Raw genomic sequence first — 16,072 nt, 5'->3', positions numbered from 1 at the left:
AGGGAGAAACGGAATGAAAAGAACAATCCAGACATCGGGGTATGTGGTAACGCTGTTCGCTGTGCTGTTACTGGCCGGTTGCGCAGGCTCGCCAGCGCCAGACAGTGCGGGCGGTGATATCGTTGCCATGCCGCTGACCAATACCTACTGGCAACTGGTGAGTGTAGCCGGCGAACCGGTCCCGGAAACCGAGAGGGAACAGAAAGCCCATATCCTGTTCCTCGACGATGGCCGGGTAAGTGGATTCAGTGGCTGCAACCAGTACATGGGTAACTATCGCGTCGAGGGCGAAAACCTGCTATTCGATGCAATGAGCAGCACCCGGATGGCCTGCCCGGATAACCAGACAGAGAGCCAGCTGTTTGCCGCACTGGCCAAGACCGTGGGGGTCAACCTGGACGGCATCGAGCTACGGCTGCTGGGTGACGCCGGAGAAGAGCTGGCGGTGTTCGAGGCTACGCGGATGAAATAGAGCCCTGCCTGTCAGTTTGCCGGCAGGCAGCTGGCCATGAAGGTTCTGAACTCGCTCACCAGCCGCTCCAGACTGTTCTCCAGCCGGTGCCCGTCCGGGAGGATTAGCAACGGGAGCTTCTGTTCCCGTGCCAGTTCGATCACCGGCATGGGCAACACCACATCATCGTCCCAGCCATGAATGATCTGGGTATGCCGGGCCTGAATCCGCGGGCTTGACTGGGGATAGGCCGACATTGCCAGCGCCGGGGCCAGCAGGAAGCAGCCCAGGACCGGCGTTTCGGCACTGGTGCGGGCACAGACCCAGCCACCCATACTGGACCCCACCAGAATGGTGCGTTCCGGGTGGGCTCCGGCTTCGGCCATGGCCTCTTTCATTTGCTGGAGCCGTTCCATCGGCACTTTCGTACTGCGATGGTCCAGGGCGATTGCCGTGATCCTCGGGAAGGTTTCGGCTTCGGCTTTCAACGCCTGCACCTTGGTGCCGCCGGGCCCGCTCTCCAGCCCGTGGGAGAGGAATACGTGAATGTCAGATGGCGCCATAGTTACCTCCGGTGAGCGGGTTCAGTGTCGGGTTGCCGCAAGAATGTCCAGCGCGTGCCGGCGTTTTTCGGGGTCGTAAAGGTCTACGGTGAACATCAGTTCGTCCACTTCCACCGTCTGCAGTAACCGCTCCAGCTGCTTGCGAATGCTGTCCCCACTGCCCAGTAATTGCAGTGACAGGAAATCCTTTACGCTGGCCTTCTCCCCACTGTTCCACAGGCCGTCCATGGATTCCACCGGCGGGCGCATCCACAATGGCTGGCCCCGGAACAGCGACAGAATGCGCTGATAACTGGTGGTGGCCAGGAACTGCGCTTCCTCGTCGGTATCTGCCGGCACCGCCGGCACGGCCAGAATCACGTAGGGTTTGTCCAACTGTGCGGAGGGCTGGAAGTTATCCCTGTAAGTCTGGATCGCTTCGCGGTAGAGCCGTGGCGCAAAATGGCCGGCAAAGGCGTAGGGCAGGCCCCGCATGGCGGCCAGTTGGGCGCTGTAGAGGCTGGAACCTAACAGCCAGATGGGCACGTTGGTACCGGCACCGGGAATGGCTTTTACCGGCTGGCCCGGCTGAAGCGGGCCGAGCAACGCCTGCAGGCGGGCAACGTCCTCGGGGAACTGCTCCGCTCCCAGGCCTTCCCGGCGCAGGGCGCGGCTGGTAATCGGGTCAGTGCCCGGCGCACGGCCCAGGCCCAGGTCGATCCGCCCCGGGTACAGGCTTTCCAGGGTGCCGAACTGCTCGGCGATCACCAGGGGAGGGTGATTGGGCAGCATGACGCCGCCCGAACCCACGCGAAGTGTTTCGGTGGCGCCGGCAATGTGGCCCACCAGAACCGCTGTTGCGGAACTGCTGATTCCTTCCATGTTGTGGTGTTCGGCCAGCCAGAAGCGCTGGAATCCGAGGCTTTCCGCATGCTGGGCATAGGCCACGCTGTTGGCCAGGGTCTGGCCGACGGAATCGCCTTCGCGGACCGAAGCCAGCTCCAGAAGGGAGTAGGAGGGAAATTGAGCGTAGGAAGACTGCGACATTGAATGCTCCGATTCTGAACTATCCCGCAGCATAACAAAAACCGATGGGTATGCCGCTATAAGGAGTGGCCGGTATTGCCGGCCGGCATCCACCAGCCAGGCAGCAACTGACGGATGTCCGGCCGCAGGAAGCGGTCATCAATCAGCCAGATTACACCCCGATCTTCCGGTGTGCGGATCACCCGGCCGGCGGCCTGGGCCACTTTCTGCAGGCCTGGGATCAGGTAGGTGTAGGCCTGGCCGGCGCCGAAGCGCTGTTCCAGTCGCTGTCGCAGGATCTCGTGCCAGGCGTCAAACGGGGGCAGGCCCAGGGTAGCCACGAAGGCGCCGATCAGGCGGTCACCGGGCAGGTCGATGCCTTCGCTGAACACGCCGCCAAGTACGGCAAAGGCAACGCCTGAATTGTCCTCCCGAAACTCGTCGAGGAACGCGGCCCGCTCCTCGCCGGACATGCCCGGTTGCTGGGCCCGCAGGGGAATCTCCGGCGCCAGCTCGGCAAGGGCGTCGCGCACTCGGTTGAGGTAGGCAAAGCTGCTGAAAAAGGCCAGGTAGTTGCCCGGTCGATCCCGGTACTGTTGCGCGATAATGTCGGCAATCGGTGCCAGAGAGCGTTGCCGGTCTGCCTGTCGGGTGCTGATCCTGGGTGTGAAGTGCACTTCCAGCTGTTCGGCCGAAAACGGGCCTGGCAGCGACTGGAAGCACGTATCTTCCGGCATGCCCAACAAATCACGGTAATAGATGCCGGGCGACAGGGTGGCGGAAAACAGCAGAGTGCTGTCAGCGGCCTCGAAGCGAGGCCTGAGGAAGTCCGCCGGGATCAGGTTGCGGATGGCCAGTTGTGCCTTGCCGCGGCCGGGCCTGACCAGTTCGCACAGGGAGTGCTCTCCGAAGACCTCAGCCAGTTTGGTATAAGCCAGGCTTTCGAACATCAGTTCCTGCAGTGCCAGGTCCGGAGGATTGTCCGCCAGGTAGTCGGTAATGGCAGACACCAAGCGGTTCAGGGCGCCGGTGAGTGAGCCAGGCAGGTTGTCCAGTATCACCGGTTCACGGCTGATGTGCGGGGCATGGTCGCGGATGACCGATTGCCAGGCCCGGGCTACCCCGCTGAGGTGTGACTTCAGGGCTTTGGGTGCCTGCTTTCGAATTCGCAGCAGGCGGGTCTGACTCAGTTCCACCGAGTACATGCCCCGGGCCCGGTCCACCAGATTGTGGGCTTCGTCAATCAGCAAACTGGCTTTCCAGTCATTCTGCCGAACCAGTGCGTGGAGCAGGGCGGACTGGTCGAACATACGGTTGACGTCTGCCACCACCACATCACACCAGCGGGCCATCTCCTGGGCCAGGAAATAGGGGCAGATACCATGGTTGCTGGCAATGTCTGCCAACACCGGTTGAGTCAGGGCGCCTGTGTGGCTGGCCGCCTCCGCCCGGGCCTCCGGCAGTCGGTCGAAGAAGCCTTTGGCCAGTGGGCACGAGTCGCCATGGCAGGCCTTGTCCGGGTGTTCGCAGGCGTGCTCCTTGGCCACCAGTTCCAGGGTCCGTAGTGACAGGAGCCCGGGTTGCTTCTCACGCAACAGATGAACGGCGTCCACCGCTAATTGGCGGGCGGTGTTGCGGCTGGTCAGGTAGAAGAGCCTGTCCTGTTTGGCCGCAGGCATGGCCTTCAGCGCCGGGAACAGGGTGCCCAGAGTTTTGCCCAGGCCGGTGGGCGCTTCCAACAGCAACGATTGGTTGCGAACGGTGTTCTTGTAAACGGTCTCCGCCAGGGCCCGTTGCCGGGGGCGGAAGTCAGGAAAGGGGAACGTCAGTCGCCGCAGGGCCAGGTCCCGTTCTTGCCGATGACTGGCCTCCTGTTCCGCCCAGCCGCTGTAAGTTGCACAAAGCTGTTCCAGTTCCTGCCAGAGGTCGTCGGCGCTGGCGGTTTCGCTGACAGGGGTTTCCTTGTCCTTGCCGACATCGTAATAAATCAGGGTCAGCTCAATGGTTTTCAGTTTTTCCTGGCGGCACAGAAGGGCCCCGTAAACCCGTAATTGCGCACGGTGGAGGTTGCGCTGGGCTTCACGCACCCGTGACAGGTCGCCCCGGTGGGTTTTTATTTCTTCCAGCCTGCCGGCAATCGGGTCGTAACCATCGGCTCGTCCGCTGACCATCAGGTTACCGCACTGGCCAGCCAGGGCCACTTCGCTCTGGTACCTCGGGCCACGTCGGGCCTGCACGGCCCCGTGGCCGGCAATGCCTTCCTCGGAAGTGGGTGCCGGCGTGTAGCGCAAGTCCAGGTCACCTTTGCGGGCAGCGAACTCGCAGAGGGTTCGCACTGCAACCCTGAGTTCGTTCATTTCTCCGCCCCGTTCCAGCGAACATAGCAGACGGAGACGGGAATGCCGTGGTCCACGCAGAACTCGAGCCAGCGGGTCTGGTGATCCTGCAGTCGATCGCCGGGGCCTTTCACTTCGATCATCTCATAGCGGCCGTTCGGGTCGGTATGGCCAGGATGGAAGCGGATCAGATCAGGGAACCCGCTGCGGTGTTCCCGCAAATTGTCCAGCAGGCGCCGGAACATCAGCTCCAGGTGGCGGGCTGGAATGCATTCAAGTGCCAGGTCCAGTATCTGCTCCGATAGCACTGGCCAGATCACGAAGGGCGAGGCAACGCCCTGTTTCTGGCGCCAGGTGTTGCGGATGCAGGCTTTATAATCGCCGCTGGCCAGGCTGCTCAGACAATCGTCAAAAAGCGCTTGCCGCTGGGCTACAAAATCTTCCCGGTACAGGTCCACCGGCCCGGTGTGGAAGGGGTGAAAGAAGGCGCCGGGCACGGGGGCAAACAGGGCAGGCCAGCACAGCAGGCCAAACAGGCCGTTGATCAGTGTATTTTCCACATAGGCGGTCGGGGCTTCCTGTGTCGACAGGTGTTCCATCGCCACCCATTCAACCGAGTGTCCCTCCGGGTTATCCAGCTCCAGGGTAAAGGCTGTGAGTACCGGTCGCCGGGGCGGTGGGGGTGCCGTTTCTCCCAGCTTTTTCGCCAGCCGTGTCAGTATGCGTTCAAGGCCCCGTTCTTCTGCGCCGAACCTGGGTTCCTCACCGGCGGCGCTGGCCAACTCCCAGGCTTCGCGGTATCGCTTCAGCCGCTCCAGCAGGCGCAATTGCCGCAGGCGGGCTTCACGGTGGCCGCTCTGCTCATAGGCGGTCAGGGCAAGCTCTTTATCACCGTCACGCTCTGCCAGTTTACCCAGTTCGAACAATAAGCGGCCGCGCCGGCTTTCCAGCCAGGTGTTATCGGAGACCGCCGGTACGCTCTTCCAGACAATTTCTGGCCCCTCGCCCCGGTCCAGCCGTTCCCGGCAGTGGTGCATCACGAGGTAGCTGTCGACATGGTCACGCTCGTTGAATGCCCGGGATTCAGTGGAAAGCGGGACCTGTTCGTACTGTTGGTGCCCCAGTTCCACCAGCACAAAATCCGACCAGCTCTGGCGCAGGTTGCCAAAAAACATCAACCGCAGGCGATCGAACAGAGGCATGTGGTTGAGACGGATCACGCGGGTGGAGGTGCCTGGTAGCCAATGGGCCACAGGCGCTAGATCGGGGTGCAGCGGAATAAGCGCATCTTTCAGCAGCCCCTTGGCCGCCCTGGCCGGTAATCCGGCGGCGGAGATCTTGTCCGCAAGGGCCGGGCGCAGCTCGGCCAGGGTGAACAGGCGAAAGAGGTCCTCAAGCGAGAGGTCCGGGTTTTCGTCAATCCAGCCAGCATGCGCCAGGGATTCCGCTGCCTTTGCCACCGGTTCGCCCAGTTCCGGGTAGTTGAGCTTTTCCACCCGGAACAGCTCGCCGCTGCGCATCACCATACGGGCGAGGAGTGCCCGTGCCGGTTTCTTCAGAGCCAGCAGGTTGTCAATCTCTCTGGTTTCCTCAGTCGTCAGCAGGTCACTGTGGTGCCGCCGGACCCAACGCACTACGGTCTCGAAGTTTTCGAGATAATACAGTGGATTGTCCAGGTCAGCAGTGCCGGGGACCGTTGAGTGTGGGGTTGGTGCGGGCGTCATGGAAACCGTTTGGTTGGCCAGGTCGTAAATAAGGGATAATCTTTGATGATGCCTTATGGAGAAGCCGATATGCGAGCCCTGATTGCCGTGATTTTCACGTTGACCTCAGCATCGGTGATGGCGGCCGAGTGCCCGGCCTTCCTCAATCATGAATTTCGCAAGCTGCACTCGTCAGATTCCGTCAACCTTTGCGACCTGGCCGCAGGAAAGCCCATGCTGGTGGTCAACACTGCCAGCCGCTGTGGCTACACCGGTCAGTTCGAGGGGCTGGAAGCCCTCCACCAGGAATACCGCGACAAGGACCTGGTGGTGGTTGGCTTCGCCAGTGACGATTTCCGCCAGGAGGCAGCGACTGAGGAAGAGGCTGCCAACGTCTGTTTCGTTAATTTTGGCGTCAGTTTTACCATGATTGCACCCACATCGGTCACCGGGAGCGATGCCAATCCGGTATTCCAGGCCATCAACAGTCAGAGCAGCCAGCCACGCTGGAATTTCCACAAGTATGTGCTGAATGCCCGGGGCGAGGTTGTAGAGGTGTTTCCCAGCCGTGTAAAACCGGACGCCTCTGAACTTCGCAGGGCCATTGACCAGGTAGTAGCAGACCGCTGAGTTCGCCGGCTCAGAGATCCACCACCACAGGTGGATTCAGTGGCCTGAAGCTTTCATTGCAGGTGCTGGCATTCACGAACAGGCAGTTATCCCGGTTTTGCTGGCCGTGGCTTTCGTGAATGTGTCCGAACACATGCATCTTCAGCCGCAGCCGTTCCAGTTCCCGGGTCAGGTCGTCGCATCCGACCGACTGGGAGTGCGTGTCTGTGATCACCTGGTCGAGAATGCCTGCTGGCGGACCGTGGGTGATCAGGACATCGGTATCGTCAGGAATCTGTGCCCATCGCTCGGCAATGGCCGGGCCGCGTGAAAGGTTGAACGCCCAGTCGAAAAATACCGGGGTCCAGGGGCTGCCCCAGAACTTCAGGCCCTCGATTTCAGTGCCACTGTCCCGCAGGTAAATAGCATTCCGGATCAGGGGCTCAGCCTCTGCCGGCTCATCCTGCAGGCACCAGTCGTGGTTTCCGGCAATCAGGATCTTGTGGCGGTGTGGCTGTTCGGAGAACCAGTTATCCAGGTCTTCCAGCTCCTCCAGGGTGCCTACGCCCAGGCAGTCGCCGGAGTGGATCAGTATGTCGCCGTCCGGCACCTGCACCTGGCGGTGCATGCTGTGGGTATCCGATATGCAGACCAGTCTCATGAAGGCTCGCCGGGTTTGTCGGGTTTATTGAAAGCTCCGTGGCGTCCGGCGCCGCCGGCAAACCGGCCGGCACCTTCGATAGCTTCTTCAAATACCACAGGATAGCCCCCGGCGCCTTCTGCAACCAGGGCGTCGGACAGTTTCATATCCCATTGGTGAATGGCGGACCGCCGATCGGCACGCAAGCACTTCTGGGGAAAGCTGGCAATGTCTGCCGCCAGAGCTTCCGCGGCAGGTCGCGCCTGGCCATCGGGCACTATCCGGTTCGCCAGCCCCATAGTTTTGGCTTCATCGGCGTTGACCGGCCGTCCGGTGAGGATCATGTCCATCGCATTACCGTGGCCGACGATCCTGGGCAGGCGCACCGTGCCGCCGTCAATCAGCGGTACTCCCCAGCGCCGACAGAATACACCGAATGTTGCGGTTTTCTCCGCCACTCTCAGGTCGCACATCAGTGCCAGTTCCAGGCCGCCGGCAACTGCATATCCGGCCACCGCAGCAATCACGGGTTTCGACAGTTCCATGCGGGACGGGCCCATGGGCCCGGCAGCGGTGCCCGTTGCTTCAATATCGTTGCGCCGTTCCGGGTCGCCAACGGCTTCCAGGTCGGCACCCGCGCAGAAGTTGCCCCCTTCGCCCCAAAGCACGGCCACTTTCAGCTCATCGTTCCGTTCAAAATCGGTGAAGGCCTGGCGCAGGGCATTGGCGGTTATGCGGTCAACGGCGTTACGTTTATCGGGTCGGTTCAAAACAATGGTAACCACCGCACCAGTGGTTTCGGTGTAAACGGGCGGGCGTGTCACAGGGGGCCTCCTGGTGGTTATTGTTATCGGGTCTGACAACCGGAGTTACTACTGTGTACTCTGCAAGATAACGACACCAGGCCGGGTAGGCAAGCCGCCAGTGTGGCTGGCGGCCTGTCTGGTCAGGCGGCTTTGAGGGTTTTCATGTCGATTACGAAGCGGTACTTCACGTCGCCTTTCTTCATGCGCTCGTAGGCTTCGTTGATGTTTTTGATATCGAGCATCTCAACATCGCAGGTAATGCCGTGCTCGGCGCAGAAATCCAGCACTTCCTGGGTTTCCGGCATGCCGCCGATCAGCGAGCCACCCAGCACCCGGCGTTTCATTACCAGGGCGCCGGCCTGCAGTGCAGGGTCGACAGGTTCCAGCAGGCCAACCAGGATGTGAGAGCCATCGTATTTCAGGCAGTTCAGGTACGGGTTGAGATCGTGCTGTACCGGTACCGTGTCCAGCATGAAGTCGAAGGACTCCGCGGCCGCTTCCATCTGTTTTTCGTCAGTGGAGATGACCACATGGTCTGCGCCCTGCTTCTTTGCCTCGGAAACCTTGGCTTCGGAACGGGTAAAGATGGTGACTTCCGCGCCCAGGGCCTTGGCGAATTTCACGCCCATATGGCCGAGACCGCCCATGCCGATTACGCCGACTTTGTCGCCGGCCTTCACGCCGTAGTGGCGAAGGGGGGAGTAGGTGGTAATGCCAGCACACAGAATGGGGGCGGCAGAGGCAGGGTCGAGTTTTTCCGGCACCTTCACCACGAAGCGTTCGCTGACCACCACGTTGTCAGAATAGCCGCCGTAGGTGATGGAGCCGTCGTGGCGATCCACGCCATTGTAGGTGCCGGTCATGCCTTCCAGGCAATACTGCTCCAGGCCGGATTCACAGGCCGAACAGCTGCGACAGGAGTCCACCATACAGCCGACACCCACCATGTCACCCACCTTGTAGCTCTTCACCTCAGGGCCGACTGCGGTCACCCTGCCGATGATCTCGTGTCCCGGCACCACCGGGAACTCAGTCATGCCCCAGTCATTGTGGGCGAAGTGAATATCGGTATGACACACACCGCAATAATCAATCTCGATGGAGACATCGTCCGGGCGCGGCTCGCGACGGTCAAAACTGAAAGGGGCCAGCTTCGAGTCTGCGGATTTGGCTGCGTAAGCTTTGGTGTTCGCCATGATCAGTGTTTCCTTCTTTGCCAATGGATGTTCGAAGCCATACGCACTCACTCCGGGTTCAAGTCAGTTTTTCAACCGTAAATCCGCTTTATTAAGGGAATATCATGAAGACTAGTGGCGGTGGGTGTGCCGGTAATCGGTGGGGGACTGGCCCATGACTTTCTTGAACAGTCGCGAGAAATAATAGTTGTCGTCATAGCCCAGCATATTGCTGATCTGGGTGAAGGAGTGGTCGGTGGTGTCCAGCAACTGACAGGCCTGCTCGACTTTCAGATGCAGGAAATGCTGTATTGGGGAAACACCGGTGAGCGCCCGATAGCGGGTGGCAAAATGGGCGGGAGAGAGACCGGTCAGGTCCGCCAACTGACCGAGAGTGATGCGTTCGTCCAGGTGTTCCCGCATGAAGTTGTGAATGATGTCCAGATCCGGCTGCTGGGCATGGCCGGCCTCACCGACACTCAGAGGAACCGCTGCGAGTAACTGGCGCAAACGATTGGCGACATGGACCAGGCCGGGGGTGCGGAAACCGGTCTGCCGCACCGACAGCAACCCGTTGAAGTCCACCAGCAACCTCGGCTGTCGCCCAATGTGCTGAATACGGATGTCGTCGCTGAACCCCATGTGTTCGCGGAAGTTTTCCGCCAGTGGGCCGGCATAGTGCACCCAATGGATTGTCCATGGGTTCTCAGGGGCAGCCGTGTAGCGGTGGGCGGCCCCGGCAGGAATCAGCACCAGGTCACCGGCCCGGACCAGGCAGGGTTCGTCTTCGACACTGAGGTAAGCTTCCCCTTCCGTGCAGTGGATCAAAAGATCGTCGTTGTGGTGCTCGCGGTGCATGTGGTGGCCCGCCGCGCGGCGGTAGTGGCCGAAGGCCAGGGGGTAGAGATCCCGGGTCAGGGGATGCCGCGACAGGCTCCGTATTACCGGGTCTGGTATGACATAACGGATACTGTCTGGCGGCACCGGCCACTGGGAGGTTCTGGTCATAATCGTTGGCTGCAATCCTGATGTATCGAAAGATAATCCATCATGGTCGAAACTTAGTCAATCATGAAGCGACAGTGGGCTGTGCTAGGATCGATGACATCCTGAGGGCAACGACCCCGATACCTACAACAACGACAGGGAACATCGCTATGAAAAACGTACCCCTTTATATCGCTGGTGAGTTTGTACAGAGCCAGACCGACCAGTGGATTGACGTTACCGATCCGGCCACCAACGAAGTCATCGCCAAGGCGCCCTGCACCACCGATGCGGAAATGCGTCGTGCCATTGAAAACGCCGGCGAGGTGTTCAAGGCCTGGAAAGAAACCCCGGTCTCCGAGCGTGCACGGGTGATGATGCGTTACCAGGCGCTGCTGAAAGAACACCACGATGAGATTGCCGAGATTCTCTCCAGCGAAACCGGCAAGACCTTCGAGGATGCCAAGGGCGATGTCTGGCGCGGTATCGAGGTTGTCGAGCATGCGGCCAACATCCCCTCCCTGATGATGGGCGAGACCGTCGAGAACGTGGCCCGTGAAATCGACACCTATTCCTACACCCAGCCTCTGGGTGTTTGCGCCGGCATCACTCCGTTCAACTTCCCGGCTATGATCCCCCTGTGGATGTTCCCCATGGCCATCGCCTGCGGTAACACCTTTATCCTCAAGCCGTCCGAGCAGGACCCGCTGACGCCGATGCGCCTGGCGGAACTGTTTGAGGAAGCCGGTGCCCCGAAGGGCGTCTTGCAGGTGGTACACGGTGGCAAGGAGCAGGTGGATGTACTGCTGACCGACCCGGCGATCAAGGCCGTTTCTTTTGTTGGCTCCGTGCCCGTTGGCCGTTATATCTACGAAACCGGCACCCGCAACATGAAACGCGTACAGAGTTTCGCCGGTGCCAAGAACCATATGGTGGTGCTGCCGGATGCGGACAAGGATCAGGTTGTGAAAGCTCTGGTTGGTGCTTCCGTAGGCGCCGCGGGCCAGCGCTGCATGGCCATTTCCGTAGCGGTTTTTGTGGGCGAGGCCCAGCAATGGATCCCGGAAGTGAAGGAAGCCCTGGCCGCAGTCAAACCGGGCGCCTGGAACGACAAATCAGCCAGCTACGGCCCGATCATCAGCCAGAAAGCGAAAGAGCGGGTGGAATCACTGATTACCCGGGGTGAGCAGGAAGGCGCCAACCTGTTGCTGGACGGTCGCAATTGTACCGTTGACGGCCTGCCGGACGGCAACTGGGTTGGACCCACCCTGTTCTCTGGCGTCAAGCCGGATATGGACATCTACAAGGAAGAAATCTTCGGCCCGGTACTGTCCTGCATGGAAGTGGATACCCTGGCAGACGCCATCGCCCTGGTGAACGACAATCCCTACGGCAACGGCACCTCCATCTTCACCAGCTCCGGTGGTGCGGCACGCCGCTACCAGCACGAGATCGAAGTGGGTCAGGTAGGCATTAACGTACCCATTCCGGTGCCCCTGCCGTTCTTCTCCTTCACTGGCTGGAAGGGCTCCTTCTACGGTGACCAGCATGCTTACGGCAAGCAGGCGGTGAAGTTTTACACCGAGACCAAGACTATTACTGCTCGTTGGTTCAGCAGCGACGCGGTTGCGGAAACCAATTTCTCCATCCGCATGCGGTAAGGAGAACCCATGAACTTTGATCTGACGGAAGATCAGTTGGCCTTCCGCGAGGCCGCCAAAGCCTTCGCGGAAAAGGCCATGGCGCCCCACGCGGCAAAATGGGATGCCGACCATGTGTTCCCGGTGGAAGTGATCCGCGAAGCGGGCGAAATGGGCTTCTGTGGTATCTACACCCCGGAAGCCCAGGGCGGCATGGGGTTGTCACGTCTGGATACCAGCGTGATCGTGGAGGAGCTGGCGGCTGCCTGCCCTTCCACGGGCGCCTATATCACCATCCACAACATGGCGACATGGATGGTGGCGCAATTCGGTAACGCCGATATCCAGAAACAGATTGCCCCGAGGATGGCCAGCGGTGAATGGTTGGGCTCTTACTGCCTCACCGAACCGGGTGCCGGCTCCGACGCCGGTAACCTGCGTACCAAGGCCACCCGGGATGGCGACAGCTACCTGCTCAACGGCAGCAAGGTGTTTATTTCCGGTGCCGGTGCCACCCAGATGCTGGTGGTGATGGCCCGCACCGGGGCGCCGGACAGCGGCCCGAAAGGCATCAGCGCCTTTGTAGTGCCGGCGGACAGTGACGGCATCCACTACGGTAAAGCCGAAGAGAAAATGGGCTGGAACAGCCAGCCTACCCGCCAGATTACCTTCGAGAACGTGCGCGTGCCGGCCAATAACCGGCTGGGCGAGGAAGGCCAGGGCTTCATGATTGCCATGAAAGGCCTGGACGGTGGTCGCCTGAATATCGCGACCTGCTCGATCGGCGGCGCCCATGCCGCCCTGCTTCGGGCCCGCAACTACATGCACGAACGGGAGCAGTTCGGACAGGCCCTGGCGGGCTTTCAGGCGCTGCAGTTCAAGCTGGCAGACATGGCCACCAATTTGGTAGCTGCCCGGCAGATGGTTCGCCTGGCCGCCTACCGGCTGGATCAGGGTGACAACGAAGCCACCCTTCATTGCGCCATGGCCAAACGCTTCGCCACCGACGCCTGCTTCGAGGTATGCAACGACGCGCTGCAGCTACACGGTGGTTACGGCTATATCCGCGAATACCCGCTGGAGCGATATGTGCGCGACCTGCGGGTGCATCAGATACTGGAAGGCACCAACGAAATCATGAGGCTGATTGTGGCTCGCCGGCTGCTTGAGCCAGGTGTTGCCGAGGCTATCCAATAAGTCGCCGACGCCACTCTTAAAAAAGGAATATCACATGAGCGAATTGATTCAGCTGGAAAAACGCGATCACACCGCAATCATCACTATCAATAATCCACCAGCCAATACCTGGACGCTGGAGTCTTTGAAGGCACTGGAAGAGGCCATCGAAGCGCTGAATGAGGATCTCAATATTTTTGCCCTGGTGGTGACCGGCCAGGGTGAGAAGTTTTTTTCTGCTGGCGCCGATCTCAAGAGCTTTGCGGACGGTGATATCGCCAACGCAGATTTGATGGGCAAGGCCTTCGGCCGTGCATTCAGTGCCCTGAGCCGCTTCCGTGGGGTGTCCATTGCGGCCGTGAACGGGTACGCCATGGGCGGTGGGCTGGAATGCGCCATGGCCTGCGATATCCGCATCGCCGAGGAGCATGCCCAGATGGCTCTGCCAGAAGCGACCGTGGGCCTGCTGCCCTGTGCCGGTGGAACCCAGAACCTGCCCTGGCTGGTGGGTGAAGGCTGGGCCAAGCGCATGATTCTGTGTGGAGAGCGCATAAAGGCTGACAAGGCTTTGAGTATCGGCCTGGTGGAAGAGGTAGTGCCTGCGGGCGCCGCTCTCGACAAGGCACTGGAGTTGGCAACGATGGCTGGCAAACAGAGCCCCTCCTCCGTTGCGCGCTGCAAGACCCTGGTGATGAGCGCCCGTGATGGCCGCAGCCACGATGACGGCTGGCGCATGGAGCGGGAACTGTTTGTGGACCTGTTCCGCACCGAAGATCAGCGTGAAGGGGTGAATGCGTTCCTCGAAAAGCGCACACCGGAATGGAAAAACCGATAAACCGGGCCGGATTACTGAGTTAATGGTATGAGCAATCAAGCAGTCATTTTTGAAGAACTGGATGCCGCCGACGGTAAGCGTATTGGTGTTGCGAGGCTGAATACGCCCCGTTCCATGAACGCCCTGTCACTGGAAATGATTCACCAGCTGAAACCCAGGCTCGACCAGTGGGCCGCAGACGAGTCTATTGGCGCGGTATGGCTGGAAGGCGAGGGCGAAAAGGCTCTTTGCGCCGGTGGGGATATTGTGGCGCTGTACCGGGATATGACCGAGCCCCGTTCGGACAGCCGTTCTGTCAGCGAAGGGGATAGGTTCTTTACCGACGAGTACGAGCTGGATTACCTGATCCATACCTACCCCAAGCCGTTTATCGTCTGGGGCAACGGCCTGGTGATTGGTGGTGGCCTGGGCCTGATGGTGGGTGGCTCTCACCGGGTGGTAACCGAGCACACGCGCGTGGCGATGCCGGAAGTAAGCATTGGCCTGTATCCGGACGTGGGCGCGGGCTGGTTCCTGAACAGGATGCCGGGGCGGCTCGGGTTGTTCCTTGGCCTTACCGGTGCGCGGATGAACGCGGCGGATGCCATTTTTACCGGGCTGGCGGACCGTTTCATTAGTCACGATATGCGTGAGGAAGTGAAGCAGGCGCTGCAACGGTCCGGCTTTGGCAGCGACGCCCACGCCGCCATCAATAAAGTACTGCGCCGGTTCGAGGCTGCCTCCGGGGAGGCAATGCCCCAGGCCGTGGTGCGTGAACACTTTGATGTCATCCAGGCCCTCACCGACGGCGATTCACTGATGGAGGTAGTGGATAACCTGGGCCAGTACGCTGGCGAAGATCCCTGGCTGATCAAGGCCGCCAAAACCGTGGCCGCGGCGTCGCCGGCTTCCCTGACCCTTACCTGGCAACACTATCACGACACCTTGCACGACAGCCTGTCCCAGGTGCTCGACAAGGAGCTTCAGATATCAAAGCGCTGCCTGAAAATGGGTGAATTCGCCGAGGGCGTACGGGCGCTGCTGATCGACAAGGACCTGAAACCACGGTGGCATTTCCCCACACTGGAGAGCGTCGACCCGGAGTGGATTGACCGGTTCTTTATGGAGTCCTGACTAAAACCGAACAGACCAATCCTGATCAAACAACGGAGAACAATAATATGGCGACTATCACGTTTATCGGTCTTGGCAACATGGGTGGCCCCATGGCGACCAATCTCGTAAAGGCGGGCCACGATCTGACGGTGTTTGACCTGTCTTCTGAGGCGGTCAAGACGCTTACCAACGAAGGTGCCAAATCTGCAGCAACCATTCAGGAAGCGGTCGAAGGTGCCGAGGTGGTGATTTCCATGTTGCCTGCGGGGCAGCATGTGGAATCGGTTTACCTGGGCGACAACGGCCTGCTGAAAAACCTGCCGTCCACCACACTGGTGATTGATTCTTCTACCATTGCCCCGGAGACAGCAAAGGGTGTGGCTGAGGCAGCCGTTGCTGCCGGTATTACCTTTATGGATGCGCCCGTGTCCGGTGGTGTTGGCGGTGCCAAAGCAGGCACGCTGACGTTTATCTGCGGTGGCGAGGCGGACGCCTTCGAACGTGCCAAACCGATTCTTGACGGCATGGGCAAGAACATCTTCCACGCCGGCCCCCATGGTGCCGGCCAGATCGCCAAAATCTGCAACAACATGCTGTTGGCCATCCTGATGAGCGGCACCAGCGAAGCTCTGGCGCTGGGCGTAAAGAACGGGCTGGACCCTGCCGTGCTGTCGGAAATCATGAAACAGAGCTCTGGCGGCAACTGGGCGCTGAATGTCTATAACCCCTGGCCGGGTGTCATGGAAGGCGCGCCCGCTTCACGGAATTACGAGGGGGGGTTCCTGGTGAACCTGATGAACAAGGACCTGGGGCTGGCGCTGGACAACGCTGTGAGGAATCACGCGCCGGTGCCTATGGGATCGCTGGCCCGTAACCTGTTTGAATTGCACGCCAGCGAGGGTAACGGCGGCCTGGACTTTTCCAGTATCCAGAAATTCTATTACCACGAGCAAAGCTGAGTAGTCAGCGCCGACAGTGCTCTCTGGCAGGGTTTTTGACCATTCCATCGAGTACTGAAGGCGTTTATTTTTAGCTAAAAGTTTACCTTTAC

At 60.2% G+C, this 16,072-nt stretch carries 15 protein-coding genes; 7 read left to right on the top strand and 8 right to left on the bottom strand.

What is annotated here, in order from left to right:
- The first annotated feature begins 13 nt into the window (after nt 1–13).
- Nucleotides 14–472: an META domain-containing protein gene (locus FO268_RS19695; RefSeq protein ID WP_150994971.1), complete on the top strand. Its 459-nt coding sequence runs from the start codon at nt 14–16 to the stop codon at nt 470–472.
- An 11-nt stretch (nt 473–483) separates the two neighbouring features.
- Here FO268_RS19695 and FO268_RS19690 read toward each other — a convergent pair whose 3' ends face one another.
- The 4 genes from FO268_RS19690 to FO268_RS19675 are packed head-to-tail and all read right to left on the bottom strand — an operon-like array spanning nt 484 to nt 6,079.
- Nucleotides 484–1,014 carry a YqiA/YcfP family alpha/beta fold hydrolase gene (locus FO268_RS19690; protein ID WP_150994970.1) on the bottom strand — a complete coding sequence of 177 codons (531 nt, stop codon included), beginning with the start codon at nt 1,012–1,014 and terminating at the stop codon, nt 484–486.
- A gap of 21 nt (nt 1,015–1,035) precedes the next feature.
- Nucleotides 1,036–2,040, bottom strand: a complete 1,005-nt coding sequence (locus FO268_RS19685) for an LLM class flavin-dependent oxidoreductase (RefSeq protein ID WP_150994969.1) — start codon at nt 2,038–2,040, stop codon at nt 1,036–1,038.
- A gap of 56 nt (nt 2,041–2,096) precedes the next feature.
- The gene (locus FO268_RS19680; RefSeq protein WP_150994968.1) at nt 2,097–4,376 is read right to left on the bottom strand and encodes an ATP-dependent DNA helicase; all 2,280 of its coding nucleotides are present in this window, start codon (nt 4,374–4,376) and stop codon (nt 2,097–2,099) included.
- The gene (locus tag FO268_RS19675; RefSeq protein ID WP_150994967.1) at nt 4,373–6,079 is read right to left on the bottom strand and encodes a VRR-NUC domain-containing protein; all 1,707 of its coding nucleotides are present in this window, start codon (nt 6,077–6,079) and stop codon (nt 4,373–4,375) included. Before FO268_RS19675 ends, FO268_RS19680 begins: the two co-directional genes overlap by 4 nt.
- 69 nt (nt 6,080–6,148) lie before the next feature.
- On the opposite strand from FO268_RS19675, the gene FO268_RS19670 reads away from it, so the two are divergent.
- Complete coding sequence (locus FO268_RS19670; protein WP_225316902.1) at nt 6,149–6,688, top strand: glutathione peroxidase; 540 nt, start codon at nt 6,149–6,151, stop codon at nt 6,686–6,688.
- A 10-nt stretch (nt 6,689–6,698) separates the two neighbouring features.
- On the opposite strand, the gene FO268_RS19665 is transcribed toward FO268_RS19670, so the two are convergent.
- The 4 genes from FO268_RS19665 to FO268_RS19650 all read right to left on the bottom strand — a co-directional run bounded on the left by FO268_RS19665 (nt 6,699) and on the right by FO268_RS19650 (nt 10,296).
- Nucleotides 6,699–7,328 carry a metallophosphatase domain-containing protein gene (locus tag FO268_RS19665; RefSeq protein WP_150994965.1) on the bottom strand — a complete coding sequence of 210 codons (630 nt, stop codon included), beginning with the start codon at nt 7,326–7,328 and terminating at the stop codon, nt 6,699–6,701.
- Nucleotides 7,325–8,131: a crotonase/enoyl-CoA hydratase family protein gene (locus FO268_RS19660; RefSeq protein ID WP_150994964.1), complete on the bottom strand. Its 807-nt coding sequence runs from the start codon at nt 8,129–8,131 to the stop codon at nt 7,325–7,327. The genes FO268_RS19665 and FO268_RS19660 overlap by 4 nt, the downstream gene beginning before the upstream one ends.
- 122 nt (nt 8,132–8,253) lie before the next feature.
- Nucleotides 8,254–9,309 (bottom strand): NAD(P)-dependent alcohol dehydrogenase, encoded by a 1,056-nt coding sequence (locus tag FO268_RS19655; RefSeq protein ID WP_150994963.1) that lies wholly within the window; start codon nt 9,307–9,309, stop codon nt 8,254–8,256.
- A gap of 111 nt (nt 9,310–9,420) precedes the next feature.
- Entirely contained in the window at nt 9,421–10,296 is an 876-nt protein-coding gene (locus tag FO268_RS19650; RefSeq protein WP_150994962.1) for an AraC family transcriptional regulator, read from the bottom strand.
- A 149-nt stretch (nt 10,297–10,445) separates the two neighbouring features.
- Between FO268_RS19650 and FO268_RS19645 the strand changes: the two genes are divergently transcribed.
- The 5 genes from FO268_RS19645 to mmsB are packed head-to-tail and all read left to right on the top strand — an operon-like array spanning nt 10,446 to nt 15,980.
- Nucleotides 10,446–11,936 (top strand): CoA-acylating methylmalonate-semialdehyde dehydrogenase, encoded by a 1,491-nt coding sequence (locus tag FO268_RS19645; RefSeq protein ID WP_150994961.1) that lies wholly within the window; start codon nt 10,446–10,448, stop codon nt 11,934–11,936.
- Between the two features lie 9 nt (nt 11,937–11,945).
- Complete coding sequence (locus FO268_RS19640; RefSeq protein WP_150994960.1) at nt 11,946–13,112, top strand: acyl-CoA dehydrogenase family protein; 1,167 nt, start codon at nt 11,946–11,948, stop codon at nt 13,110–13,112.
- Between the two features lie 34 nt (nt 13,113–13,146).
- Nucleotides 13,147–13,926 carry an enoyl-CoA hydratase gene (locus tag FO268_RS19635; RefSeq protein ID WP_150994959.1) on the top strand — a complete coding sequence of 260 codons (780 nt, stop codon included), beginning with the start codon at nt 13,147–13,149 and terminating at the stop codon, nt 13,924–13,926.
- A gap of 27 nt (nt 13,927–13,953) precedes the next feature.
- Complete coding sequence (locus FO268_RS19630; RefSeq protein ID WP_150994958.1) at nt 13,954–15,039, top strand: enoyl-CoA hydratase/isomerase family protein; 1,086 nt, start codon at nt 13,954–13,956, stop codon at nt 15,037–15,039.
- Between the two features lie 47 nt (nt 15,040–15,086).
- Nucleotides 15,087–15,980 (top strand): 3-hydroxyisobutyrate dehydrogenase, encoded by an 894-nt coding sequence (gene mmsB, locus FO268_RS19625; protein WP_150994957.1) that lies wholly within the window; start codon nt 15,087–15,089, stop codon nt 15,978–15,980.
- Nucleotides 15,981–16,072 lie beyond the last annotated feature (92 nt).

Source organism: Marinobacter denitrificans (assembly GCF_008795955.1).
GTDB classification, from domain to species: Bacteria; Pseudomonadota; Gammaproteobacteria; order Pseudomonadales; family Oleiphilaceae; genus Marinobacter; species Marinobacter denitrificans.
The sequence above is the reverse complement of the archived record's forward strand: the minus strand, read 5'-3'. Positions and strand labels throughout refer to the sequence as shown.